This window comes from Thermus sp. 2.9 (assembly GCF_000794385.1).
In the GTDB taxonomy this organism is placed as follows: Bacteria; Deinococcota; Deinococci; order Deinococcales; family Thermaceae; genus Thermus; species Thermus thalpophilus.
The window spans coordinates 26455-45502 of the sequence record NZ_JTJB01000043.1; the positions used below are offsets into that span (position 1 = coordinate 26455).

Genomic DNA, 19048 nt, shown 5'->3' on the forward strand with positions numbered 1-19048 from the left:
CGCTTATTCGCTGCAGTGTCCGGGACCGATGTACCCTTCGTTGTACTGGCCGAGGAGGTCTGCGTAAGCGCGGGCTTGGTTGGTTTCGGTCTTGCTAAAGGGGCCGGAAGGCGTGTGGGTGGCGAAGAAGTTCTCCGCCCAGGCCAAGGCCGCTCCCACCTCCGAAGGAGCGGCGGACCCGTTCAGCACGTTGAGCTTGGCGGCGATGTACTGGTGGGCCAGCTGGTAGTAGGGATTGCCGCCGGAGGGGGGCGTCCAGAGCACGCGGTAGTAGCTCTGGCCGGAGAGGAAGAACGGGCTATCCTCGCCGTCTGGCGTGATGAGGTCCCAGGCGTCGTCCCGGGGCTTGGCCGGCCCGTACTTGGTATGGGTCTTCCAGTAGCCCTGGGTGAGGGTGCACCCTTGGGCGCACGCGGGCACCCGGACGGAAACCGTCCAAGAAGAGTTGGTTTGCTTCTGGGTATCGTTGGTGGTTAGGGTTGCGGTGTTGGTGAACGTGTACTCGCTATCCTGTGGACCGCATGCGTAAGGTCCCACGTTCAAAGTGTAGGTAAACGTGCGCGGGGCTTCGGCCGCGGATACCGTGCCCAAAGGACCGTAGCGATCGTCGCTGACGCTTACCGCTTCGTCCACCAGTTCGGTGGGCTCGCCAAAGGTCACGGGGCGGGTGGCGGTGGCGGTGCGCACCCTATCTTGCCCTTGGCGGACGTAGGTCGCGGTGGCGGTGTTGGTACGCTCGGCCTTGTCCGGCAGGCTGGCGGTGTAGGTGCAGGTAAGCGTTTCCCCGGGGGCTAGGGTTTGGGGCAGGTTTCCACAGCTCACGTTAGCCTGGATGTCAGGGGAAACCACATCGCTCACGCCCTGGACTACGAAGGTGATGGGGGTGTTGTTGCGGATGGTGATGTCCCCGCTCACGGCAAAGTCCCGGTCCTCGTACCGGCTTACCTTTACCTCCACCTGGTAGTTCACGGGGAAGACCTGGCCCGGGGAAAGGGTGAGGTTTTGCTGGTCACCGCTTTTGTGGATTTCCCAGAAGTATTGCCGGGTGTATGTGGTGCGAGCGGTCTTCTCCATGTCCAAGCGGTATTCCCAGCAGAAGGTGACGTGGCTTATGGCAGGGATCTGCCCTTCCCTAGGATGGTCGGGTGCCCGGAGGCCCGTGTCCGAGGTGGCGGGGGGATTGTAGATGTAGACGTTGGCGTTGGGACCTCCCTTCACGATCACCGCCGAGATGGCGAGGTTGGAGCTCCAATCCACGTACCGCCCATCTTGAGAGAAGCTGACGGTGACGTAGTGGCCGTAAGCGTCCACGTTGGAGGTACCGCTTGTTGGGGGGTCCACCTTGTAGGCGCCGCCAAAGGGAATACCCGCCTGGGCGCACTCGGTTTCGGCGCTCCCTGCCTGCCAAGGAATGTAGGGAATCGGGGTGACGCTGCTAGCCACCCCCACCTTGGCGCTGGGGCCCGATTGGCCCCCCTGCCCCCCGCAGGTGGCGAGGAGCAGGGCCAAAGCGAAGCCCAAAATCCAAAAATACTGACCTGATAGCCGCATAACTGCCCTCCTTTCCACCTTCAAGATGGTGCTTTGGGAGGGCAGCGGCAACGGATTTTGGCTTAGGTCTAGTGTGGTAAAGAGTCCTAAGCCATTGCCGAAGAAAGGCTTAAGACCCTTGGACCTAGGGTCTAGGCTAGGAAGTGCACGTGGGCGAGCTGGCTCCGCTTCTTCACCCCAAGCTTTTGGAAGACCAAGGAGAGGTGGGCCTTTACCGTCTTCACCGAGATGCCGAGCTCCTTGGCGATTTCCTCGTTGGTAAGGCCCAAGGCAGCAAGGGCCGCCACTTCCTTTTCCCGCTGGGTGAGGTTGGGGAAGGGTTCACCCACCAGGGCGGCCACCACCCGCCTTTCCGCCCAGACCTCGCCCCGGGCCACCGCCGCCAAGGCCTTCGCCAAGACCTCGAGGCCCTGCTCCGGGTAGAGGTAGCCCCGGTACCCCTTCTTTAGGGCCTGGGCCGCCTGGTCCTTGGTCCGGAGGAGGATCACCGTGGGCACGGGCGGCGGGGCGGGTATTTCCCGATCGGCCTCCACCAGGCCCACCTGGGCTTGGAGGGGATGGGCGACAACCTCTAGGTCCAAGGACCGCAAGACGGCCTCCAGCGCCTCTTGGTATGCCTTCAAAGCAACCTGAAGCCAGACCTTGACCATGTCCTAGCTCCCAGTCTAACTGGGAGGCCCCACAAGGGGCTTAAAAGGCCTTCAAAGGGGGATGTTGTCGTGCTTTTTGGGCGGCCTTTCTTCTTTTTTGTCCCAGAGCATCCGTAGGTGCAGGTGGAGGAGGCGGCGGGTGTCCTTGGGGTCTATCACGTCGTCAATGTACCCCCGGGCCGCCGCCACCCAGGGGTTGTCAAAGGCCTTGCGGTATTCCTCTATCTTCCTTCGGCGCGTCTCCTCGGGGTTGGGGGAGGACTGGATCTCCTTGCGGTAGATGATGTTGGCCGCCCCCTCCGCTCCCATCACCGCCACGGAGGCGGTGGGCCAGGCCAGGACCACGTCCGCCCCCATGTCCTTGGAGTTCATGGCGAGGTAGGCGCCGCCGTAGGCCTTGCGGACGATGAGGGTGATCTTGGGCACCGTGGCCTCGGCGTAGGCGAAGAGCATCTTGGCCCCGTGGCGGATGATGCCCCCGTGCTCCTGGGCTACCCCCGGTAGGAAGCCCGTCACGTCCACCAGGGTGAGGAGGGGGATGTTGAAGGCGTCCATGGTGCGGATGAAGCGGGCGGCCTTATCCGAGGCGTTGATGTCCAGGGCCCCGGCCATGAAGCGGGGGTTGTTGGCGATCACCCCCACGGGGTAGCCGCCGAGCCGCCCCAGGCCCACGATGATGTTCTTGGCGAAACCGGGCTGGATTTCCAAGAACTCCCCCTCGTCCAGGAGGGTGCGGATCACCTGGTGCATGTTGTAGGGCCGCCTCGCGTCGGGATGGACGATTTCCAGAAGCTCCGGGGTAGGGCGGAAGGGGTCGTCCTTGGGGTGCAATACCGGGGGCTTTTCCCGGGAGTTTTGCGGCAGGTAGGAGAGGAGCTTCTTGATGAGGTCCAAGACCTCCTGGTCGTCCTTTCCCTCCAGGTGGGCCACGCCGCTTTTTTCCATGTGCACGTCGGCCCCGCCCAGTTCCTCAAAGCTTACCTCTTCCCGGGTGACGCTTTTGATCACCTCGGGCCCGGTGATGAACATGTAGCTGGTGCCCCGGCTCATGAGGATGAAGTCGGTCATGGCGGGGCTGTAGACGGCACCCCCGGCGCAAGGGCCCAGGATGGCGGAGATCTGGGGCACCACCCCGGAGTAGATGGCGTTGCGGTAGAAGACCTCCCCGTAGCCGGAGAGGCTGTCCACCCCCTCTTGGATGCGGGCCCCGGCGGAGTCGTTGAGGCCGATGATGGGGGCCCCCACCTTGGCGGCCAGGTCCATGAGGCTGGCGATCTTGCGCCCGTGCATCTTGCCCAGGGAGCCGCCAAGGACGGTGAAGTCCTGGCTGAAGACGAAGACCAGGCGCCCCCCGATGGTGCCGTAGCCCGTGACCACCCCGTCCGCGGGGGCCTCGAGGCCCTCCATGAGCCCGGTTTCCAGGTGCTCGGCGAAGGGCATGAGCTCCACGAAACTCCCCGGGTCCAGGAGGTGGTCAATCCGCTCCCGGGCGGTGAGCTTGCCCTGCTGGTGCTGTTTTTCTATGCGCTCCCTTCCCCCGCCCAGAAGCACCTTTTTGCGCCGCTCTTCAAGCTCCGCCAAGAGCTCGTCCAGGATGAGCCGGGCGTTGTCCGCCATACTGGCCGTCATGATACAATAAGAAACCGGGCAGGCTTCCAGGAAAGGCCGCCTGGGAAGGAGGTGAAGCGTGCGAAAGTGGTTTTGGTATCTCCTAGCGCTCCTCCTCGCGGGGCTTTTGGCCTGGGGAGGGTATGCGGTGTACGCCGCCTATCAGGGGCTGAAGGCTAAGGTGGCGGCCCTGGAGGCCCGGGTGAGCGCCCAGGAAGAGGCCGTGAAGGGGCTTGCCGAGCGGGTGGGGAAGCTGGAGGAGGAGGTCTTCAAGGCTCCCGCCCCGCCCCTATCCCTGCCGGAGGTGCCGGCGGGAGGTGGTGCTCCCGTGTGGCCGTACGCCGTGGGCGTGGTGGCGGCGGCTTTGCTCTTGTACCTCCTCCTGCGGCTTTTGCGGGGGCACGAGGCGGCCAAGGCCTCCGCGCCCACCCCAAACCCCGAGGACCTCGAGGCTTCCCGCATGACCGAGGAGGGGGGACCTCCCCCGCCCTCGAGCCGCTAGGGATAAAAAGCCCCGCCGGGGACCGCCCCGGCGGGTTGGCTTTTGCCTCAGTCCTTTAGCCTCTTCACCGCCTCAATGAGGGCGGGCACCACTTGGTGCACGTCTCCCACGATGCCGTAATCGGCGTGCTTGAAGATGGGGGCCTCGGGGTCCTTGTTCACCGCCACGATGTACTTGCTCTTGTTCATCCCCGCCAGGTGCTGCACCGCCCCCGAGACGCCCAGGGCGATGTAGAGGGAAGGCTGCACCGTCTTGCCCGTCTGGCCCACCTGCTCGCTGTAGGGCCGCCAGCCCGCGTCCACCACGGCCCGGGTAGCCCCCACGGCCCCGCCCAAGAGGGCGGCGAGCTCCTCCACCAGGCGGAAGGCCTCGGCGCTCCCCATGCCCCGGCCTCCCGTGACCACGATGTCCGCCTCGGTGAGGGAAACCCCCTTCTTCTCCTCCTGGAGGCGTTCCAGCACCTCCACGGTGGGCACGGAGGGCACTTCCAGGGTTTTCACCTCTCCCCGGGTCGGGAGGGGTTCCGCCAGGGGAGTGGTGTTGGGCTTTACCGTGAGGACCACGGGCAAGGCGGCCCGCACCTTCTGCGTCACCCGGTTCAGGTAGGCGTAGCGGGTGGCCACCACCGCCCCGCCCTCCACCGTGCTCTCCAGGGTGTCCTCTAGAAGCCCCGCTTTAAGGGCGTAGGCCACCCGGCCCAAATAGGTGCGGCTTTGCCGGGAGGAGGGGGCCACCACCGCCTGGGCCCCCACCTGCCGCGCCGCCGCCAAGACCCCGGCCGCCCACTTCTCCGCGGTGTAGGGGCCTAGGGTGGCGGTGTAAAGGGTTTCCACGTAGGCTAGGGCTTCCTCCGCCGGGGCCTTTTCCTCCGCCAGAAGAACCCCCACCACCTTGCTCCCCAGGGCCTCCGCCAGGGCCCGGGCCCGGGTGAGGGCCTCGAGGCTTCCCTTCCGCAGCTTGTTCCCATCGTGGTCCAAAACCACCAGCACCATAGCCACCTCCTAGAGGACCTTGGCCTCTTCGTGGAGGAGCCGCACCAGCTCCTCCGCCGCCGCCACGGGGTCCTTGCCGTCCAGGATCTTTTGCAGGCGGGTCTTCTCCTGGATGGTTTCCTCCAGGATCTCCACCTTAGGCGCGCCCTGGAAGGCCACCTTCTTGACCTCCTTCTTCTTGGCCTTCATGATCCCGGGCAGGGTGGGGTAGCGGGGCTCGTTCAGGCCCTGCTGCGTGGTGAAGACGGCGGGAAGCCGCACCCTAACCCATTCCGCCCCCTCGTCCAGATCGTGCTTGGCCTTGGCGGTCTCGCCCTCCAGCTCCAAGGCGGTGGTCCAGGACACCACGGGCACCCCCAAAGCCTCCGCCAAGGCGGCGCCCAGGGCTTGGCTGTCCCAGTCCGCCTGCTGCCCCCCGGTGACGACCAGGGTGGGGGCTTCCTCCTGGATGACCCCAGCCAAAGCCTCGGCCACCGCCACGGGGTCGGCGAAGCCTTCATAGACCACGTGGATGCCCCGGTCCGCCCCCATGGCCAAGGCGGTGCGGATGGCCTCCTCCGTGCGCTCGGGGCCAAACCCCACCACGATGGCCTCGCCCCCGTGCTTTTCCTTGAGGCGCAGGGTCTCCTCCACGGCGTACTCGTCCATCTGGTCCAGGATGAGGGTGGCCCCGGAAAGGTCCACCCGGTTCCCTTGGATCTTGAGCCTGCTCTCCCCGTCGGGGACTTGCCGGATCACCGCAACGAACTTCATCCTGCCTCCTTTCACTCCGCCAGGACGTGCCTGGCGATGATGAGCCGCTGGATCTCGTTGGTGCCCTCGTAAATCTGGTTGAGCTTCACATCCCTAAGGAGCTTTTCCACTGGGAACTCCCGCACGTAGCCGTAACCCCCGTGGATCTGGATGGCCTGGTTGGCCGCTTCAAAGGCGATTTCCGAGGCGTAGGCCTTGGCGATGGCGCTGGCGTGGGCGTGGGGTAGGCCCTGGTCGGCGAGCCAGGCGGCGTAGTAGGTGTACATGCGGGCCGTTTCAATGCCGATCATCATGTCCGCCAGCTTGAACTGGATGGCCTGGAAGTTGGCGATGGGCTGGCCGAAGGCTTCCCGCTCCTTGGCGTACTTTTTGGCCTCGTCCAAGGCCCTGCGGGCCACCCCCACGCTTCCCGCCGCCACGGGGATGCGGGTCTTGTTCAGGGTGTTCATGGCGATCTTGAACCCTTCCCCTTCCTCCCCCAGGCGGTTTTCCACGGGCACCTTCACGTCCTCAAAGATGAGCTCGTAGGTGCCGCTCGCCCTTTGCCCCATCTTGCCGTGAATCTTCACCGCCTGGAAGCCTGGGGTGCCCTTTTCCACCACCAAGGCCACCACGCCCTTGTGGCGGAGCTCGGGGTTCACCGTGGCGAAGACCACCACCCACTCCGCCTCGCCCCCGTTGGAGATCCACATCTTGGTGCCGTTCAGGACGTAGTGGTCCCCTTGGCGCACGGCCCGGGTCCTGAGGGCGGCGGCGTCGGAGCCGTTTCCGGGCTCGCTCAGGGCGAAGGCGGCCAGGGCGGGCTTTTGCGTGAGGGGTGTGAGGAAGCGCCGCTTTTGCTCCTCGGTGCCCGCCAGGAGCACGGGGGTGATGCCCAGGTCGCTGGCCATGGGGATGGTGTAGATGCCCATGCAGGCGTAGGCCAGCTCCTCCCCCACGATGACCTCGTCCAGCATCTTGAGGCCCATGCCCCCGTACGCCTCGGGGATGATGGCGTTGAGGAGGCCCACCTCGTGAAGTCTTTCAATCACGGGCCAGGGGACCTCCTCCTTCTCGTCGTACTCCGCCGCCACCGGCAGGATCACCTCCTTGGCGAAGCGGCGGGCGAGGGCCTGGAGTTGCTTTTGCTCTTCCGTTAGGCTAAAGTCCACGGGCATACCCGACCTCCCCTGGGCAAGGGGCCCACTCTTTGACCAAGTCTAAGATTTTGCCCTTCCCCTTGCAACCCAGGCCCCATGCTACCATTGGAGGCAGATGAGATTGGTTGGTCAGCTTGGGGTTTTGGCCCGCTTCCAGCGGGCCCTTCTAAAGGATTTGGAACCCGTGCAGATTCTTCGCAACCTCCTGGAGGTGGCCACGGAAGAGGGGGTGGAGCGGGCCGCCCTTTTCCTCTACCACCCCTCCACTCGGGAACTGGTGGGCGAGGTGGCCTCGGGGAGGGGGCGGCACTACACGGTTTCCGCCATCGCCCTACCCCTTTACAGCAAGGGGCCGGTGCAGGAGGCTTTTTTCGCGGAAGGGCCGCTTAAGAGGGGGGAGGAGTGGCTTTTGCCCGTGGTGGGGGAGGAGGCCCTATTTTGCTGGAGCGACCCCGAGGCCCGCTGCCAGGAAAGGCCCCGGGCCACCCGGGAAAGCCGGGCCTTGGTCTGCCCCAGCTGCCCCCGCTTTGGGGCCAAGGGGGTGCTGAGCCTCGAGGGGGTGCCCCAGGCCCTCCAGCCCACCTTGCCCCTCCTCGCCCAGCTCACCGCCTTGGCCCTGAAAAACGGGGAGCTTTTGGCAAGCCGGAACGCCGCCTTGGAAAAGCTCTCCCGCCACGTGGAGGCCCTCTCCCACGTGAGCGCCCTGGCCCGGGAGGTGGCCCGCTCCCTGGAGCCGGGGGCCGTGTTGGAAACCTTGGCCCGGGCGCTATCCCAGCGCTTTGGCTTTTTCCGGGTTACCGTGGCCTTGGTCAAGGAAGGCCGCCTGGAGGGGCACCTCACCGTGCGGGGTCAGGAGGTGTTCTGGACGGAGGGCAGGAGCCGGATCCACCTGGCCGTGGACGCCTCCCCGGACCCCATGGCCCGAGCGGTGCGGGAGCGGAGGACCTTGGTTCTCCCTAAAGACCAGATTCCCGCGGCCGTGGGCCAAGGCGTGGGGGCCAGCGTGGCCTACGTGCCCATCCTGGCCGAGGACGAGCCTTTGGGGGTGGTGGCGGTGGACCACGGCCCGGGAGGGGGCCCGGTGAGCCCGGAGGAGGTGGGCTACGTGGAGCTTTTGGCTGGGGTGGCCGGGGTGGCCCTGAAAAACGCCAAGCTTTACCGGGAAAAGACGCAGCTTTCCTTGGCCCTGGCGGCGGAGCGAAGGCGGTTGTCCCAGGTACTAGAAGACCTCCCCGATGGGGTGGTGGTCCTCTTTGGCGAAAGGGGCTTCGCCAACCCCCGGGCGCAGGAGGCGTTGGGCCTGGGACCGGAGGTGGCGTTGGAGGACCTCCCCGCCGCCTTGGGCCCGGCTTTAGAGGGGGGCAGGCTGGAGCTTTCCTTAGGCGGGCGGAGCTATAGCGTCCGGGGCCGGGCGGTGGGGGAGATGCGCATCCTGGTGCTCCACGACATCAGCGAGCGGGTGCGCATGGAGCGGGCCTTGCGGGAACAGGTGGCCTTTACCCAGGCCCTGGTGGACCTGGCCCAAGCCGCCCTAAGGGAGCAGAACCTGAAGGGCCTGGCCGAGGCCATCGTGCGCCGCCTCCAGTCCCTTTTCGCCGCGGAAGAGGGCGTGCTCGTGGCGGAAGGGGAAGGGGTTCTCTTCGCCACCTGCCCCCTGCCTCCCTCCCTGCCCCAGCCCAACCTCTTGGAGCGGGCCTTGGCCGAGGAAAGCCCCTTGGGGGTGGAGGAGCTTCGTCCTAGCGAGTGTGCCATCGCCGCTACCCTGGGCCTTCACAGCGCCTTGGTGGTGCCCTTTCGCGCCGGGGTTTTCCGGGGCGGGCTCCTCCTCGGCTACCGGCGAAGGCGCCGCTTCGGGGAGCGCCTCCTCGCCCGCCTCGCCCAGGTGGGGACCCTTTTGGCCTTGGTGTTGGAAAAGGCCCGCTTCCTGGAGCTCCTGGAGGCGGAGGAGGAGCGGCTTAAGGCGCTCTTGGAGCACTCCCAGGACGTGGTTTACGTCCTGGACGGGGAGGGCGGGGTCCGCTTCGTAAGCGCCAGCGTGCGGGGGGTGTTGGGCTATGATCCCGAGGGGTATAAGCGGACCCCCCTCAACGCCTTGGACTTCGTCCACCCCGAGGACCGCTCCTTGGCGGAGGGGCTTTTCCGGGAGCTTTTGGCCCACCCCGGGGAGGTGCGCACGGGGGAGTTCCGCGTCCTTCACGCCGACGGAACGCCCATTCCCATGGAGGCCTGGGGGCGGAACCTCCTCCACGAGCCCCGGGTGGGGGGGGTGGTGGTGAACCTACGGGACTTGAGGCCCCGCCTCGAGGCCGAACGCCTGAAGGGCGAGTTCATCGCCGCCGTTTCCCACGAGCTCCGCACCCCCTTGGCCGTGATCATGGGCTTGGCGGAGCTCCTCAAGGAGGAGGGGCTTTCCCCCGGGGCGGAGGAGTCCGTGGATCTTATCCTGGAAAGCGCCTTCCGCCTCAAGACCATGGTGGACAACCTTTTGGATACGAGCCGCCTCGAGGCGGGCCGCTTTGAGGTGAACCGCCGCCCGGTGGACCTGAGACCCAAGCTCCTGGAGATCGCCCGGAGCTTCCAAGGGGTGGCCCGGCTTGCTGGGGTTGAGTTCCAGGTGGAAATCCCCGAGCTTCCCGTGGTGGAGGCGGACCCCGAGCGGGTGGTGCAGGTGGTGGGCAACCTCCTCTCCAACGCCTTCAAGTTCACCCCCCCAGGCGGCCGGGTGCGCCTTTCCGCCAAGGGGGAGGGGGAGGCCTTAGTCCTAGAGGTGGCGGACACCGGGCCCGGCATCCCGAAGGAGGAGCTTCCCCGGCTCTTCCAGCGCTACGCCCGGGCCAAAAACGCCAGCGCCCGCGGGGTGGCGGGCACCGGGCTTGGCCTTTACATCTCCCGCCACATCGTGGAGGCCCACGGGGGCCGGATAGAGGTGGAGACGGAGGAGGGCAAGGGAAGCCTCTTCCGGGTTATCCTACCCCTATATGGCCCGCATCCTGCTGGTGGAGGATGAACCCTTGGTGGCCCACACCGTGCGCCGCATCTTGGAGCGGGCCGGGCATGTGGTGGACTGGGCTCCCTCAGGGAAGCTGGCCTTGGAGCGCCTGGGGGAAGGGGCTTACGGCCTGGTGCTCTGCGACCTGGTGATGCCGGGGGTCTCCGGCCTCGAGGTCATCCGGGAGGTCAAGCGCCGCGGGGGGCCTCCCGTCCTCGCCTTGTCCGCCAGCGTTTCCGCCAGGAGCCGGGAGGAGGCCTTGGCGGCGGGGGCCAAGGGCTTCTTGGGCAAGCCCTTTGACGCCCAAACCCTCCTCGCCCAGGTGGCTAAGCTTTTGGAGGAAGGGACGTAGTCTGCTATCCTAAGGGCACCTGAGGAGGCGGTATGGAAAGGAGGAGCTTTCTGAAGAAGATGGGCGTGGGCCTGGCGGCGAGCCTCACCTATTCCGCACACGCCCAGGCCCAGCCCCAGGTGCGCTGGCGGCTTGTGTCCAGCTACCCCAGGAGCTTGGACACCCTCTTTGGCGGGGCGGAGGACTTGGCCAAGCGGGTTTCGGACCTCACGGGGGGCCGGTTCCAGATCCGCGTGTACCAAGCGGGGGAGATCGTCCCCGGGGGGCAGGTGCTGGACGCCGTGCAGCAGGGCACGGTGGAGGCGGGGCACACCTACGGCCCCTTCTATGTGGGCAAAAACCCGGCCCTGGCCTTTGACGGGGGGGTGCCCTTTGGCCTCACCTACCGCCAGCACAACGCCTGGATGCTCTTCGGCGGGGGGTTGGAGCTCCTGCGGGAGGTCTACGCCGATTTCGGCGTCCTCCAGTTCCCCGGCGGGAACACGGGGGCGCAGATGGGGGGCTGGTTCCGCAAGGAGATCAGGTCCCTCGGTGACCTAAAGGGCCTCCGCATGCGCATCCCCGGCCTCGGCGGGCTCGTGATGGGCCGGCTTGGGGTGGTGCCCCAGACCCTGGCCGCCGGGGACATCTACCCCGCCTTGGAGCGGGGCACCATTGACGCCACCGAGTTCTCTGGGCCCTACGACGACGAGAAGCTCGGCTTTTACAAGGTGGCCCGCTACTACTATTACCCCTCCTTCTGGGAGCCTTCGGCGCAGCTTTCCTTCCTGGTTTCGCAACGGGAGTGGGCCCGGCTCCCTCAGGAGTTCCAGGAGGCCTTCCAGGTGGCGGCCCAGGAGGTGAACCTCACCATGATGGCCAAGTACGACGCACAAAACCCCAAGGCGCTAAAGCGCCTCCTCGCCGCCGGGGTGCGCCTGAGGCGCTGGCCCACGGAGGTGATGAAGAAGGCCTTGGAGGAGGCCCGGGCCCTCTACGAGGAGCAGGCGGCCAAGGACGCCACGTACAGGAAGGTCTACACCGCCTACTGGGCCTTCCGGGAAGAGCAGTACCGCTGGTTTGGCGTGGCCGAGCTCGCCTACGAGACCTTCGCCTTCCCCGCCACCTAGTCCACCTTCTCTAGCCGCACGGCGCTCACCTTGTACTCCGGGATGCGGCTGATGGGGTCTAGGGCGTCCAGGGTGAGGCGGTTGGCGGGGGCCTCGGCGAAGTGGAAGGGGGCGTAGACCACCCCTTCGGGGGTGCGCTCCGTCACCCAGGCCCGGGCGCGGATGCGGCCCCGGCGGCTCACCACGTAAATGGGCTCGCCGTCTTGGAGGCCGAGCCGTTCGGCGTCCTTGGGGTTCACCTCCACCTTGAGCTCCGGGTAGGCTTCCTGCAGGCGGCTGTTGCGGCTTAGGGTTCCGCCGTGCCAGTGGAAGAGGACCCGGCCAGTGGAGAGGGTGAAGGGGTAGTCCTCCGAAGGGGGTTCCGCCGGAGGGGTGTAGTCCACGGGGTGGAAGCGGGCCCGGCCCGTGGGGGTGTTGAAGCGTTCCCGGAAGAGCACCGCCTCCCCGGGGTGGTCCTCCCGGGGGCAGGGCCACCGCACCCCCGCCGCCTCGAGGCGGGCGTAGGCGATCCCCCCCATGAGCTCGGGGATGGCCCGGCGCACCTCCTCCCAGATGGCCCCGGGGCCGGGGTAGGTGGGCCAGGGGCGCCCCAGGGCCTGAGCCAGGCGCTGGCCGAGGGCCTGGGTGATCCACCAGTCGGGCCGGGCCTCGCCGGGGGGCTCCAGGAGCTTCCGCACCCGCTGCACCCTGCGGTCGGTGTTGGTGAAGGTGCCGTCCTTTTCCAGGAAGCTGGCGGCGGGGAAGACCACGTGGGCGAAGGGGGTGGTTTCGTTTTCCAGGATATCTTGGACGATGAGGAAGGGAAGGGCGGCGAGCTTGGCCTTCAGGTGGTCCTGATAGGGTTCGCTGGTGACGGGGTCTTCCCCGATGAGGTAAATGGCCTCCACCTCCGGAATGGCTTCAAAGACCTCCGTCATGCGTAGGCCCGGCCTGGGGTTGAGGGGCACGCCCCACAGGGCTTCAAAGCGGGCCCTGGCCCCCTCCTCCGCCACCTTGAGGTAGCCGGGGTAGACGTCGGGTAAGGCCCCCATGTCCCCGGCCCCTTGCACGTTGTTCTGGCCCCGCAAGGGGTTGAGGCCCGCCCCTTCCTTGCCCACCTTGCCCGTGAGGAGGGCCAGGTTCACCAGGGCCTGGGCCGTGGCCGTGCCCTTGGTGTGCTGGGTTACCCCCATGGCCCAGTAGGCCCCGGCCCGCTCGGTGGTGGCGTAGAGCCGAGCGGCCAGGGCGATTTTCTCCCGCTCCACCCCGGTGACGGCCTCCGCCCTTTCCAGGGTGTATTCCTCCAAGGAGGCTCGCCATGCCTCAAAACCCTCCGTCCGGGCCTCCACGTAGGCCCGGTCCCAAAGGTCCGCCTCCAGGATGTACCGGGCCATGGCGTTCAGGAGGAAAAGGTCGGTGCCGGGGCGCACCCTAAGCCACAAGGTGGCGGCCTCGGCCATGCCCGTGTACCGGGGGTCCACCACGATCATCCTCGCCCCCTGGCGCACCCGCTTCTTGATCATGGCGGCGATGACGGGGTGGGTTTCCGTGGTGTTGGAGCCCACCACCAGGAAGAGGTCGGTTTTCCAGATGTCCTCTATGGGGTTGGTCATGCTGGCCCCGCCCAGGGAGCGGGAAAGGGCGGCGGTGGAGGAGGAGTGGCAAAGCCGGGAGCAGTGGTCCACGTTGTTGGTGCCCAGGAGGGCTCGGGCTAGCTTCTGGGCCAGGTACACCTCCTCGTTGGTGGTCTTGGCCGAGGGGAAAACGGCGATGGCCTCGGGGCCTTTTCGCCTTAGCACATCCAGAAGCCTTTCCGCCGCGAAGTCCAAAGCCTCCTCCCAGGTGGCCCTGCGGAAGGGGGCGTTCAGGCTTTCCCGCACCAGGGGGTGAAGGAGGCGCTTGCCGGAGAAGGGGAAGTCCAGGCCGAAGCGCCCCTTGACGCAAAGGGCCCCGTGGTTGGGAGGGATGTCCGGGGCCAGGACCCGGACCACCCGGCCTTCTTTTAGCTCGGGCTCCACCTGGCAACCCACGCCGCAGTAGGGGCACGTGGTGCGCATCACGCCACCTCCAGAGCAAGGGGCCGAAGGGCCCCCGTGGGGCAGACCTGCACGCAGTTGCCGCAGAAGACGCAAGGGGTTTCCGGCAAGGGGCGGCCCAGGGGGGTGGTGGGGTGGGCCAAGAGGCCCCGGCCCTCGAGGGTGAGGGCGTACACCCCCATGACGCCATCCCCGCAGGCGTCCACGCACCGGCGGCAGTTCACGCACTTGGCGTAGTCCCGCAGGAAGAAGGGGTTGTCCTCTACGGCTTCCCGCTCCTTCCGCCCCTCCACCTCGGGCCAGCGGGCGGGCTCGGCCCCATAGCGCTCCAGGAGGGCGAGGAGTTCAGGCGCCTGGGAGAGGTCGGTGGTGAGGGCGAGCCACTCCAAAAGGGTCTTCCTCAGGCGCCGGAGGGCTTCGGTTTCCGTCTTCACCTCCATCCCCTCCTGGGCCAAGGTGGCGCAGGCGGGTTGCAGGCGCCCATTCACCTCCACCAGGCAAATCCGGCAGAGGCCCCGGGTTTCCGTGTGGGGGTGGTGGCAGAGGGTGGGCACCCGGGCCACCTGGAGCAAAAGGGTCCCTTCCTGGACTTCCACGTCCTTCCCGTCTACCCTAAGCCGCACCTTCCACCTCCAGGAGGCTCTGGTAGGCCCAGTAGGCGGACTGGCCCAAGCCGCAGAGGCTTCCCCTTAGGGTTTCCGCCAAATCCCGCACCAGAGCCCGGTTCCGCTCCCGCCGCTTCACCAGCTCCACCTGCACCGCCGTTCCCAAGGGGCAGGGGAAGCACTTCCCGCAGGACTCCTCCTTCAGGAAGTGGACGAGGCCCAGGAGCACCTCCCACAGGTCCACCCCGCCCCCGAAGGCCACCAAGGCCCCCGCTCCCAGGGGAAGCCTTTCCTTGAAGCGCAAGGGAAAGGCGAAATCCCGGGTGAAGACCCCCGCCGCTCCCCCCAGGAGCACCGCCTGGAGTTCCTCAGGCTCCCCCCCGGCCCGGCGCAAGGCCTCGCCCAGCGGGGTGCCCAGGGGGAGTTCGTAAAGGCCCGGGCGGGCCACGTCCCCGCTGATGGAAAAGAGCTTGGGCTCCCGCGCGCGCCAGGCCCCGGGCCCTTCTTGCAGGAGGAGGGGCAGGTTGGCCAGGGTTTCCACGTTCTGCACCAGGGTGGGCCTTCCCCAAAGGCCCTGCTCCACGGGGAAGGGGGGCTTGAGCCTGGGCTCGGCCCGCTTGCCCTCCATGGACTCCAAAAGGGCGGTTTCCTCGCCGCAGATGTAAAGCCCGCCGCTTCGGAAGACCTCCGTGGGCACGGGGAGGAGGCCGGCTTCCTCCAGTTCGCGGGTGGCGCTTAGAAGGCCCGTTTGCGCCGCTTCAAACTCCTCCCGCACGTAGAGGTAGACCTTTTGCGCCCCCACGGCCAAGGCAGCGAGGAGGGCCCCTTCCAGGACCAAGAAGGGGTGGTGTTCCAGGAGGAAGCGGTCTTTGAAGTTGCCGGGCTCGGACTCGTCGGCGTTCACCACCAGGTACTTGGGCGAGGCCCCTTTAGCCACGGCCCGCATCTTCACGTGGGCGGGGAAGGCGGCCCCGCCCCGGCCCAGGAGCCCGGCCTCCTCCACCGCCCGGATGACCCCATCCGGGCTCCCTTGCCCTTGCCGTAAGGCGGAAAGGGCCTTGAGCCCGCCCAAGGCGCGGTACTGGGCCAGGCTCAGGATGGGCTCCGGGGGGATGAGACGGCTTCCGTGGCCTATGGCGAAGGGTAGGCGGAAGTCCCTAAAGGGCACCAGGCCTCCCGCCCATTCCACGAAGCGGCCCTCGGGGGTGAAGCGCACGTGGATGGGGGAGAAGGCCTCGAGGCCCAAAGGGGGGTAGGTCCCGTCCGCCGCTTCCCGCAGCCGGGCGAAGCCCCGGGACCGGGCCACGGGGTCGTCCACCAGGAGGCGGCCTTGGGGTAGGCCGCGGTAGCGGGGGTAGTAGCGCACCACCCCCCAAGCCTGGGCCAGGGGCACCCCGGCGAGGCGCGCCGCCTCGGCCACCTTTTCCTCGGTGAGGGGCATGCGGGCGTCCAGGAGGGGGAGGAGGCTCGGGTTTTCCATGGCTTAAGCTTACGCCTAAAGGAGGCGGAGCCCGGGAAAGCGTTCCAGGAGGGCCTGGCGGAAGCCTTCCAGGCCCCTTTCGGGCACCAGGGCCACCACCGCCCCGCCGAAGCCCGCCCCCGTGAGCTTGGCCCCATACGCCCCCGCCGCCAGGGCCGCCTCCACCAGGGTGTCCAGCTCGGGAAGGCTCACCTCGTAGTCCCGGGAAAGGGAGCGGTGGCTTTGCGTCATGAGTTCGCCAAAGGCCTTGGCGTCCCCCCGCCTCAGGGCCTCCACCCCCCTAAGCACCCGCAGGTTTTCGCTCACGATGTGCCGGGCCCGCCTGTCCAGGGGGGCGGGGAGGCTTTCCACCAGGCAGAGGTCCTGCACCTGGCGCAAGGAGGCCAGGCCAAGCCGCCTTGCCGCCTCCTCCGCCTCTTGGCGGCGGGCGTTGTAGCCCGCCTCCGCCAGGCGGCGCTTCAGGCCCAGGTCCAGGACCACCACCCGGCTTCCCGGGGGGAGGGGCAGGTTCTCGTGGGCCAGGGTCTTGGTGTCCAAAAAGAGCGCCTTGCCCACCTCCCCCAGACTCGCCGCCATCTGGTCCATGATCCCGCACCGGACCCCCACGTAGGCCACCTCCGCCTTCTGGGCCAGGAGGGCCACCTCGAGGTCGCTAAGGGGCAGGCGGTAGAGGGCCCGAAGGGCCTTTAAGGCCGCCACCTCGAGGGCCGCGGAACTGGAAAGCCCAGCCCCCATGGGCACCTGGCTCCGCACGAAAAACCGTGCCCCCGGCACCCCGTGCCCCGCTTCCCGCAAGGCCCAGACCACGCCCAAGAGGTAGTCCAGGAAGTCCCCTTGCGGGCCGCTTTGCAGGGGCCGGGCGCGAAGCTCCCGCAGCGCTTCGCTATAGGCCTCCACCCTGCCCTCGGCCCGCCCCGCCTCCACCTGGGTGAAGTAGGGAAGGGGCGTGGGCAGGACGTAGCCCTCCTGGTAGTCCGTGTGCTCCCCCAAAAGGTTCACCCGCCCCGGGGCCTTGGCGCTGGCCTCGGGCAGGGCGCCGAAGACTTCTTGATAGCCCATGCCCCTATTATGGGCAAAGGGCTTTCAGGTTGTGGTCCAGAAGGGCCAGATAGGTGGGCACCTTGGCGTCCAAGGTGTCGGTGTAAAGCACCGCCACCCGCGCGCCCAGGGCCTCGGCCAGGGCCTTCAAAGCGGTGCCGCGGAACTGGGGTTCGGCCAAGAGGAGCTTCACCCCTTCCCGCTTCGCCCTTTGCAAGAGGGCGAGGAAGCTTTGGCTCCCCACCTCCTGCGCCCCGCTTTGGCCGAGGGTGCCCACCACCACCAGGCCATAGCGCCGGGCGAAGTAGCGGAAGGCGTCGTGCTGCGCCACCACCTTGGTCCCCTTTAGGCCGCAGGCCCGGAAGGCTTGGTCCCGCTTTTCCACCTGGCTTTGGAAGCGGGCCAGGTTGGCCGCGTACGCCCCCTTCCCCTCGGGGTCCAGGCGGCCGAGCTCCTCGGCGATGCGCTTTGCGTAGCGCACGGCGTAGGTGGGGTCCAGCCAGAGGTGGGGGTCGCAGGGGCCGTGGTCGTGGGCTTCCTGGCCGGGTTCCTCGCAGATGAGGCCGGGTTGCCCTTCCCCCAGGAGGACCACCCGGGCCCCCTTGGGGAGGAGGTTTTGCAGTTTGGGCAGGAAGGGTTCTAACCCGAGCCCGTTGGCGAAGAGGAGCTGGCTTTGCGCTAGGGCCCGGGCCAGGCCCGGGGTGGGCTCAAAGGTGTGGGGGTCGGCCCCGGGGGGCACCACCGCCACCACCTCCACCCGTTCGCCCCCCACCTGCCGCACCAGGTCTGCCAGGATGGGGGTGGTGGCCGCCACCTGCACCTGGGCCAGGGCGGGGGCCAAGAGGAAGAGGAGCCATGGACGCCACATGCCAAGAATGATAACGCAGTTTCAATAGAAGCACAAGCCCCCACCTTCGGGCAAAGGTATAATCGGCGTAAATGGACCTCAAAGCCCTGCACAAGAAGCACGTCCTCACCCCGTGGGTGGCCCAGGCTTCCTTGAACCCCCCCTTGGTGGTCCGGGGGGAAGGGGTCTGGCTTTGGGATGCGGAGGGCCACCGCTACCTGGACTTTTCCGCCGGGCTCGTGGCGGTGAACCTGGGGCACGGACACCCCAAGGTGGTGAAGGCCATCGCCGAGCAGGCGGCCACCTTGGCCTACGCCGCCCCGAGCCTCTTCTACGACAAGCGGGCCCTCCTCGCCCAAGCCCTTTCCGACCTCGCCCCCTGGCCGGAAGGGGCCCGGGTTTTTTTCACCCCTTCGGGGGCGGAGGCCAACGAGGACGCCATCAAGTTCGTCCGCCACCTCACGGGGCGGTTTAAGGTTCTTTCCGCCTACCGCTCCTTCCACGGGGCCACCCACGGGGCGGCAAGCCTCACCGGGGAGAACCGCCGCTTCCCCGCCGAGCCGGGTATCCCGGGCGTGGTCCACTTCTTCGCTCCCTTCCCTTACCGGAGCCCTTTCTACACGGATGATCCCAAGGAGGAGGTGGCAAGGGCCCTGGACCACCTGGAAAGGGTCCTCCTCCACGAGGACCCCCACCGGGTGGCGGCCATCTTCCTGGAGCCCGTGGTGGGCTCCAACGGGGTCATCGTCTACCCCGAGGGGTACCTGGAGGGGGTGCGGGCCCTTTGCCAACGCCACGGAATCCTTTTGGTGTTTGACGAGGTGATGACGGGCTTCGGCCGGGTGGGGGCGGCCTTCGCCGCCCAACGCCTGGGCGTGGTCCCCGACCTCATCACCTTCGCCAAGGGGGCCACCTCCGCCTACGTGCCGCTCGGCGGCGTCCTGGTGCGGGAAGGCCTGGCGCGGCGCTTTGACGACACCCCTTTGCCCACGGGGCACACCTACTCCGGCCACCCCCTGGCGGTGGCGGCGGGGCTTGCGGCGGTGGAGGCCTACCGGGAGGAGGGCCTCTTTGAGCGGGCCCTGGCCTTGGAGGGCCTTTTCCGGGAGGCGCTTTCGGCCCTCCGGGAAAGGCACCCCCTGGTGGGGGAGGTGCGGGGGCTTGGGGCCTTCTTCGGCCTGGAGCTGGTGAGGGACCGGAGGACCAAGGAACCCCTTTCCCCCTGGCACGCCCCCTTCAGCCCCTCCATGCAGCGGCTTTTGCAGGCCCTTTTCCAGGAAGGGGTGTATGTCTTGGCCAAGCACAATGTCCTCATCGTGGCCCCGCCCCTCACCATCCGGGAGGAGGAGTTCTTGGAGGGGGTGGAGCGCCTCTCCCGCGCCCTAAGGCGGGTGGAGGTGGAGGCCTTGGGGTAGGCT

Annotated in this window: 16 protein-coding genes; 5 read left to right on the plus strand and 11 right to left on the minus strand. The window is 67.5% G+C overall.

The window, feature by feature from the left end; all coding sequences use genetic code 11:
• Positions 1 to 3 precede the first annotated feature (3 nt).
• The 3 genes from QT17_RS11065 to QT17_RS11075 all read right to left on the minus strand — a co-directional run bounded on the left by QT17_RS11065 (position 4) and on the right by QT17_RS11075 (position 3818).
• Positions 4 to 1551: a hypothetical protein gene (locus tag QT17_RS11065; RefSeq protein WP_039460008.1), complete on the minus strand. Its 1548-nt coding sequence runs from the start codon at positions 1549 to 1551 to the stop codon at positions 4 to 6.
• 131 nt (positions 1552 to 1682) lie between these two features.
• On the minus strand, positions 1683 to 2201 hold the full coding sequence (locus QT17_RS14915; protein WP_039460009.1) for a response regulator transcription factor: 519 nt from the start codon (positions 2199 to 2201) through the stop codon (positions 1683 to 1685).
• Between the two features lie 51 nt (positions 2202 to 2252).
• Entirely contained in the window at positions 2253 to 3818 is a 1566-nt protein-coding gene (locus tag QT17_RS11075; protein ID WP_039460042.1) for an acyl-CoA carboxylase subunit beta, read from the minus strand.
• A gap of 70 nt (positions 3819 to 3888) precedes the next feature.
• Between QT17_RS11075 and QT17_RS11080 the strand changes: the two genes are divergently transcribed.
• Complete coding sequence (locus tag QT17_RS11080; protein WP_039460010.1) at positions 3889 to 4311, plus strand: hypothetical protein; 423 nt, start codon at positions 3889 to 3891, stop codon at positions 4309 to 4311.
• Positions 4312 to 4358: 47 nt separating this feature from the next.
• Here the strand turns inward: QT17_RS11080 and QT17_RS11085 are convergent, their stop codons facing one another.
• Genes QT17_RS11085 through QT17_RS11095 form a run of 3 tightly spaced genes read right to left on the minus strand, consistent with a single transcriptional unit; the run spans position 4359 to position 7213 of the window.
• The gene (locus QT17_RS11085) at positions 4359 to 5303 is read right to left on the minus strand and encodes an electron transfer flavoprotein subunit alpha/FixB family protein (RefSeq protein ID WP_039460012.1); all 945 of its coding nucleotides are present in this window, start codon (positions 5301 to 5303) and stop codon (positions 4359 to 4361) included.
• 9 nt (positions 5304 to 5312) lie between these two features.
• The gene (locus QT17_RS11090) at positions 5313 to 6056 is read right to left on the minus strand and encodes an electron transfer flavoprotein subunit beta/FixA family protein (protein ID WP_039460014.1); all 744 of its coding nucleotides are present in this window, start codon (positions 6054 to 6056) and stop codon (positions 5313 to 5315) included.
• 11 nt (positions 6057 to 6067) lie between these two features.
• Complete coding sequence (locus tag QT17_RS11095; RefSeq protein ID WP_039460016.1) at positions 6068 to 7213, minus strand: acyl-CoA dehydrogenase family protein; 1146 nt, start codon at positions 7211 to 7213, stop codon at positions 6068 to 6070.
• A 97-nt stretch (positions 7214 to 7310) separates the two neighbouring features.
• Here QT17_RS11095 and QT17_RS11100 point away from each other — a divergent pair, with 97 nt between their 5' ends.
• The 3 genes from QT17_RS11100 to QT17_RS11110 are packed head-to-tail and all read left to right on the plus strand — an operon-like array spanning position 7311 to position 11645.
• Positions 7311 to 10202, plus strand: a complete 2892-nt coding sequence (locus QT17_RS11100) for an ATP-binding protein (protein ID WP_039460017.1) — start codon at positions 7311 to 7313, stop codon at positions 10200 to 10202.
• Complete coding sequence (locus QT17_RS11105; protein ID WP_039460018.1) at positions 10174 to 10536, plus strand: response regulator; 363 nt, start codon at positions 10174 to 10176, stop codon at positions 10534 to 10536. Before QT17_RS11100 ends, QT17_RS11105 begins: the two co-directional genes overlap by 29 nt.
• Positions 10537 to 10568: 32 nt before the next feature.
• The gene (locus tag QT17_RS11110; RefSeq protein WP_039460019.1) at positions 10569 to 11645 is read left to right on the plus strand and encodes a TRAP transporter substrate-binding protein; all 1077 of its coding nucleotides are present in this window, start codon (positions 10569 to 10571) and stop codon (positions 11643 to 11645) included.
• On the opposite strand, the gene fdhF is transcribed toward QT17_RS11110, so the two are convergent.
• From fdhF to QT17_RS11135, 5 genes are read right to left on the minus strand one after another with little or no spacing between them, the layout of a single operon-like run.
• On the minus strand, positions 11642 to 13681 hold the full coding sequence (fdhF, locus tag QT17_RS11115) for a formate dehydrogenase subunit alpha (RefSeq protein WP_039460020.1): 2040 nt from the start codon (positions 13679 to 13681) through the stop codon (positions 11642 to 11644). The two genes, QT17_RS11110 and fdhF, sit on opposite strands and share 4 nt — an antisense overlap.
• The gene (locus QT17_RS11120; RefSeq protein WP_039460022.1) at positions 13681 to 14283 is read right to left on the minus strand and encodes a 2Fe-2S iron-sulfur cluster-binding protein; all 603 of its coding nucleotides are present in this window, start codon (positions 14281 to 14283) and stop codon (positions 13681 to 13683) included. Before QT17_RS11120 ends, fdhF begins: the two co-directional genes overlap by 1 nt.
• Positions 14273 to 15745: an NADH-ubiquinone oxidoreductase-F iron-sulfur binding region domain-containing protein gene (locus tag QT17_RS11125; protein ID WP_039460023.1), complete on the minus strand. Its 1473-nt coding sequence runs from the start codon at positions 15743 to 15745 to the stop codon at positions 14273 to 14275. The genes QT17_RS11120 and QT17_RS11125 overlap by 11 nt, the downstream gene beginning before the upstream one ends.
• A 15-nt stretch (positions 15746 to 15760) precedes the next feature.
• Positions 15761 to 16804: a galactokinase gene (gene galK / locus QT17_RS11130; RefSeq protein WP_039460024.1), complete on the minus strand. Its 1044-nt coding sequence runs from the start codon at positions 16802 to 16804 to the stop codon at positions 15761 to 15763.
• A gap of 7 nt (positions 16805 to 16811) precedes the next feature.
• Entirely contained in the window at positions 16812 to 17651 is an 840-nt protein-coding gene (locus tag QT17_RS11135; RefSeq protein ID WP_039460026.1) for a metal ABC transporter substrate-binding protein, read from the minus strand.
• Between the two features lie 71 nt (positions 17652 to 17722).
• Here QT17_RS11135 and QT17_RS11140 point away from each other — a divergent pair, with 71 nt between their 5' ends.
• Entirely contained in the window at positions 17723 to 19045 is a 1323-nt protein-coding gene (locus QT17_RS11140; protein ID WP_039460028.1) for an aminotransferase class III-fold pyridoxal phosphate-dependent enzyme, read from the plus strand.
• Positions 19046 to 19048: the final 3 nt, after the last annotated feature.

Bases quoted from the DNA above. Each gene is read 5' to 3' on its own strand.
- QT17_RS14915 (WP_039460009.1), bottom strand. From the start codon at position 2,201: ATGGTCAAGGTCTGGCTTCAGGTTGCTTTGAAGGCATACCAAGAGGCG.
- QT17_RS11105 (WP_039460018.1), top strand. From the start codon at position 10,174: ATGGCCCGCATCCTGCTGGTGGAGGATGAACCCTTGGTGGCCCACACC.
- QT17_RS11100 (WP_039460017.1), top strand. From the start codon at position 7,311: ATGAGATTGGTTGGTCAGCTTGGGGTTTTGGCCCGCTTCCAGCGGGCC.
- fdhF (WP_039460020.1), bottom strand. From the start codon at position 13,681: ATGCGCACCACGTGCCCCTACTGCGGCGTGGGTTGCCAGGTGGAGCCC.
- QT17_RS11095 (WP_039460016.1), bottom strand. From the start codon at position 7,213: ATGCCCGTGGACTTTAGCCTAACGGAAGAGCAAAAGCAACTCCAGGCC.
- QT17_RS11085 (WP_039460012.1), bottom strand. From the start codon at position 5,303: ATGGTGCTGGTGGTTTTGGACCACGATGGGAACAAGCTGCGGAAGGGA.
- QT17_RS11125 (WP_039460023.1), bottom strand. From the start codon at position 15,745: ATGGAAAACCCGAGCCTCCTCCCCCTCCTGGACGCCCGCATGCCCCTC.
- QT17_RS11110 (WP_039460019.1), top strand. From the start codon at position 10,569: ATGGAAAGGAGGAGCTTTCTGAAGAAGATGGGCGTGGGCCTGGCGGCG.
- QT17_RS11140 (WP_039460028.1), top strand. From the start codon at position 17,723: ATGGACCTCAAAGCCCTGCACAAGAAGCACGTCCTCACCCCGTGGGTG.
- QT17_RS11065 (WP_039460008.1), bottom strand. From the start codon at position 1,551: ATGCGGCTATCAGGTCAGTATTTTTGGATTTTGGGCTTCGCTTTGGCC.
- galK (WP_039460024.1), bottom strand. From the start codon at position 16,804: ATGGGCTATCAAGAAGTCTTCGGCGCCCTGCCCGAGGCCAGCGCCAAG.
- QT17_RS11090 (WP_039460014.1), bottom strand. From the start codon at position 6,056: ATGAAGTTCGTTGCGGTGATCCGGCAAGTCCCCGACGGGGAGAGCAGG.
- QT17_RS11075 (WP_039460042.1), bottom strand. From the start codon at position 3,818: ATGGCGGACAACGCCCGGCTCATCCTGGACGAGCTCTTGGCGGAGCTT.
- QT17_RS11135 (WP_039460026.1), bottom strand. From the start codon at position 17,651: ATGTGGCGTCCATGGCTCCTCTTCCTCTTGGCCCCCGCCCTGGCCCAG.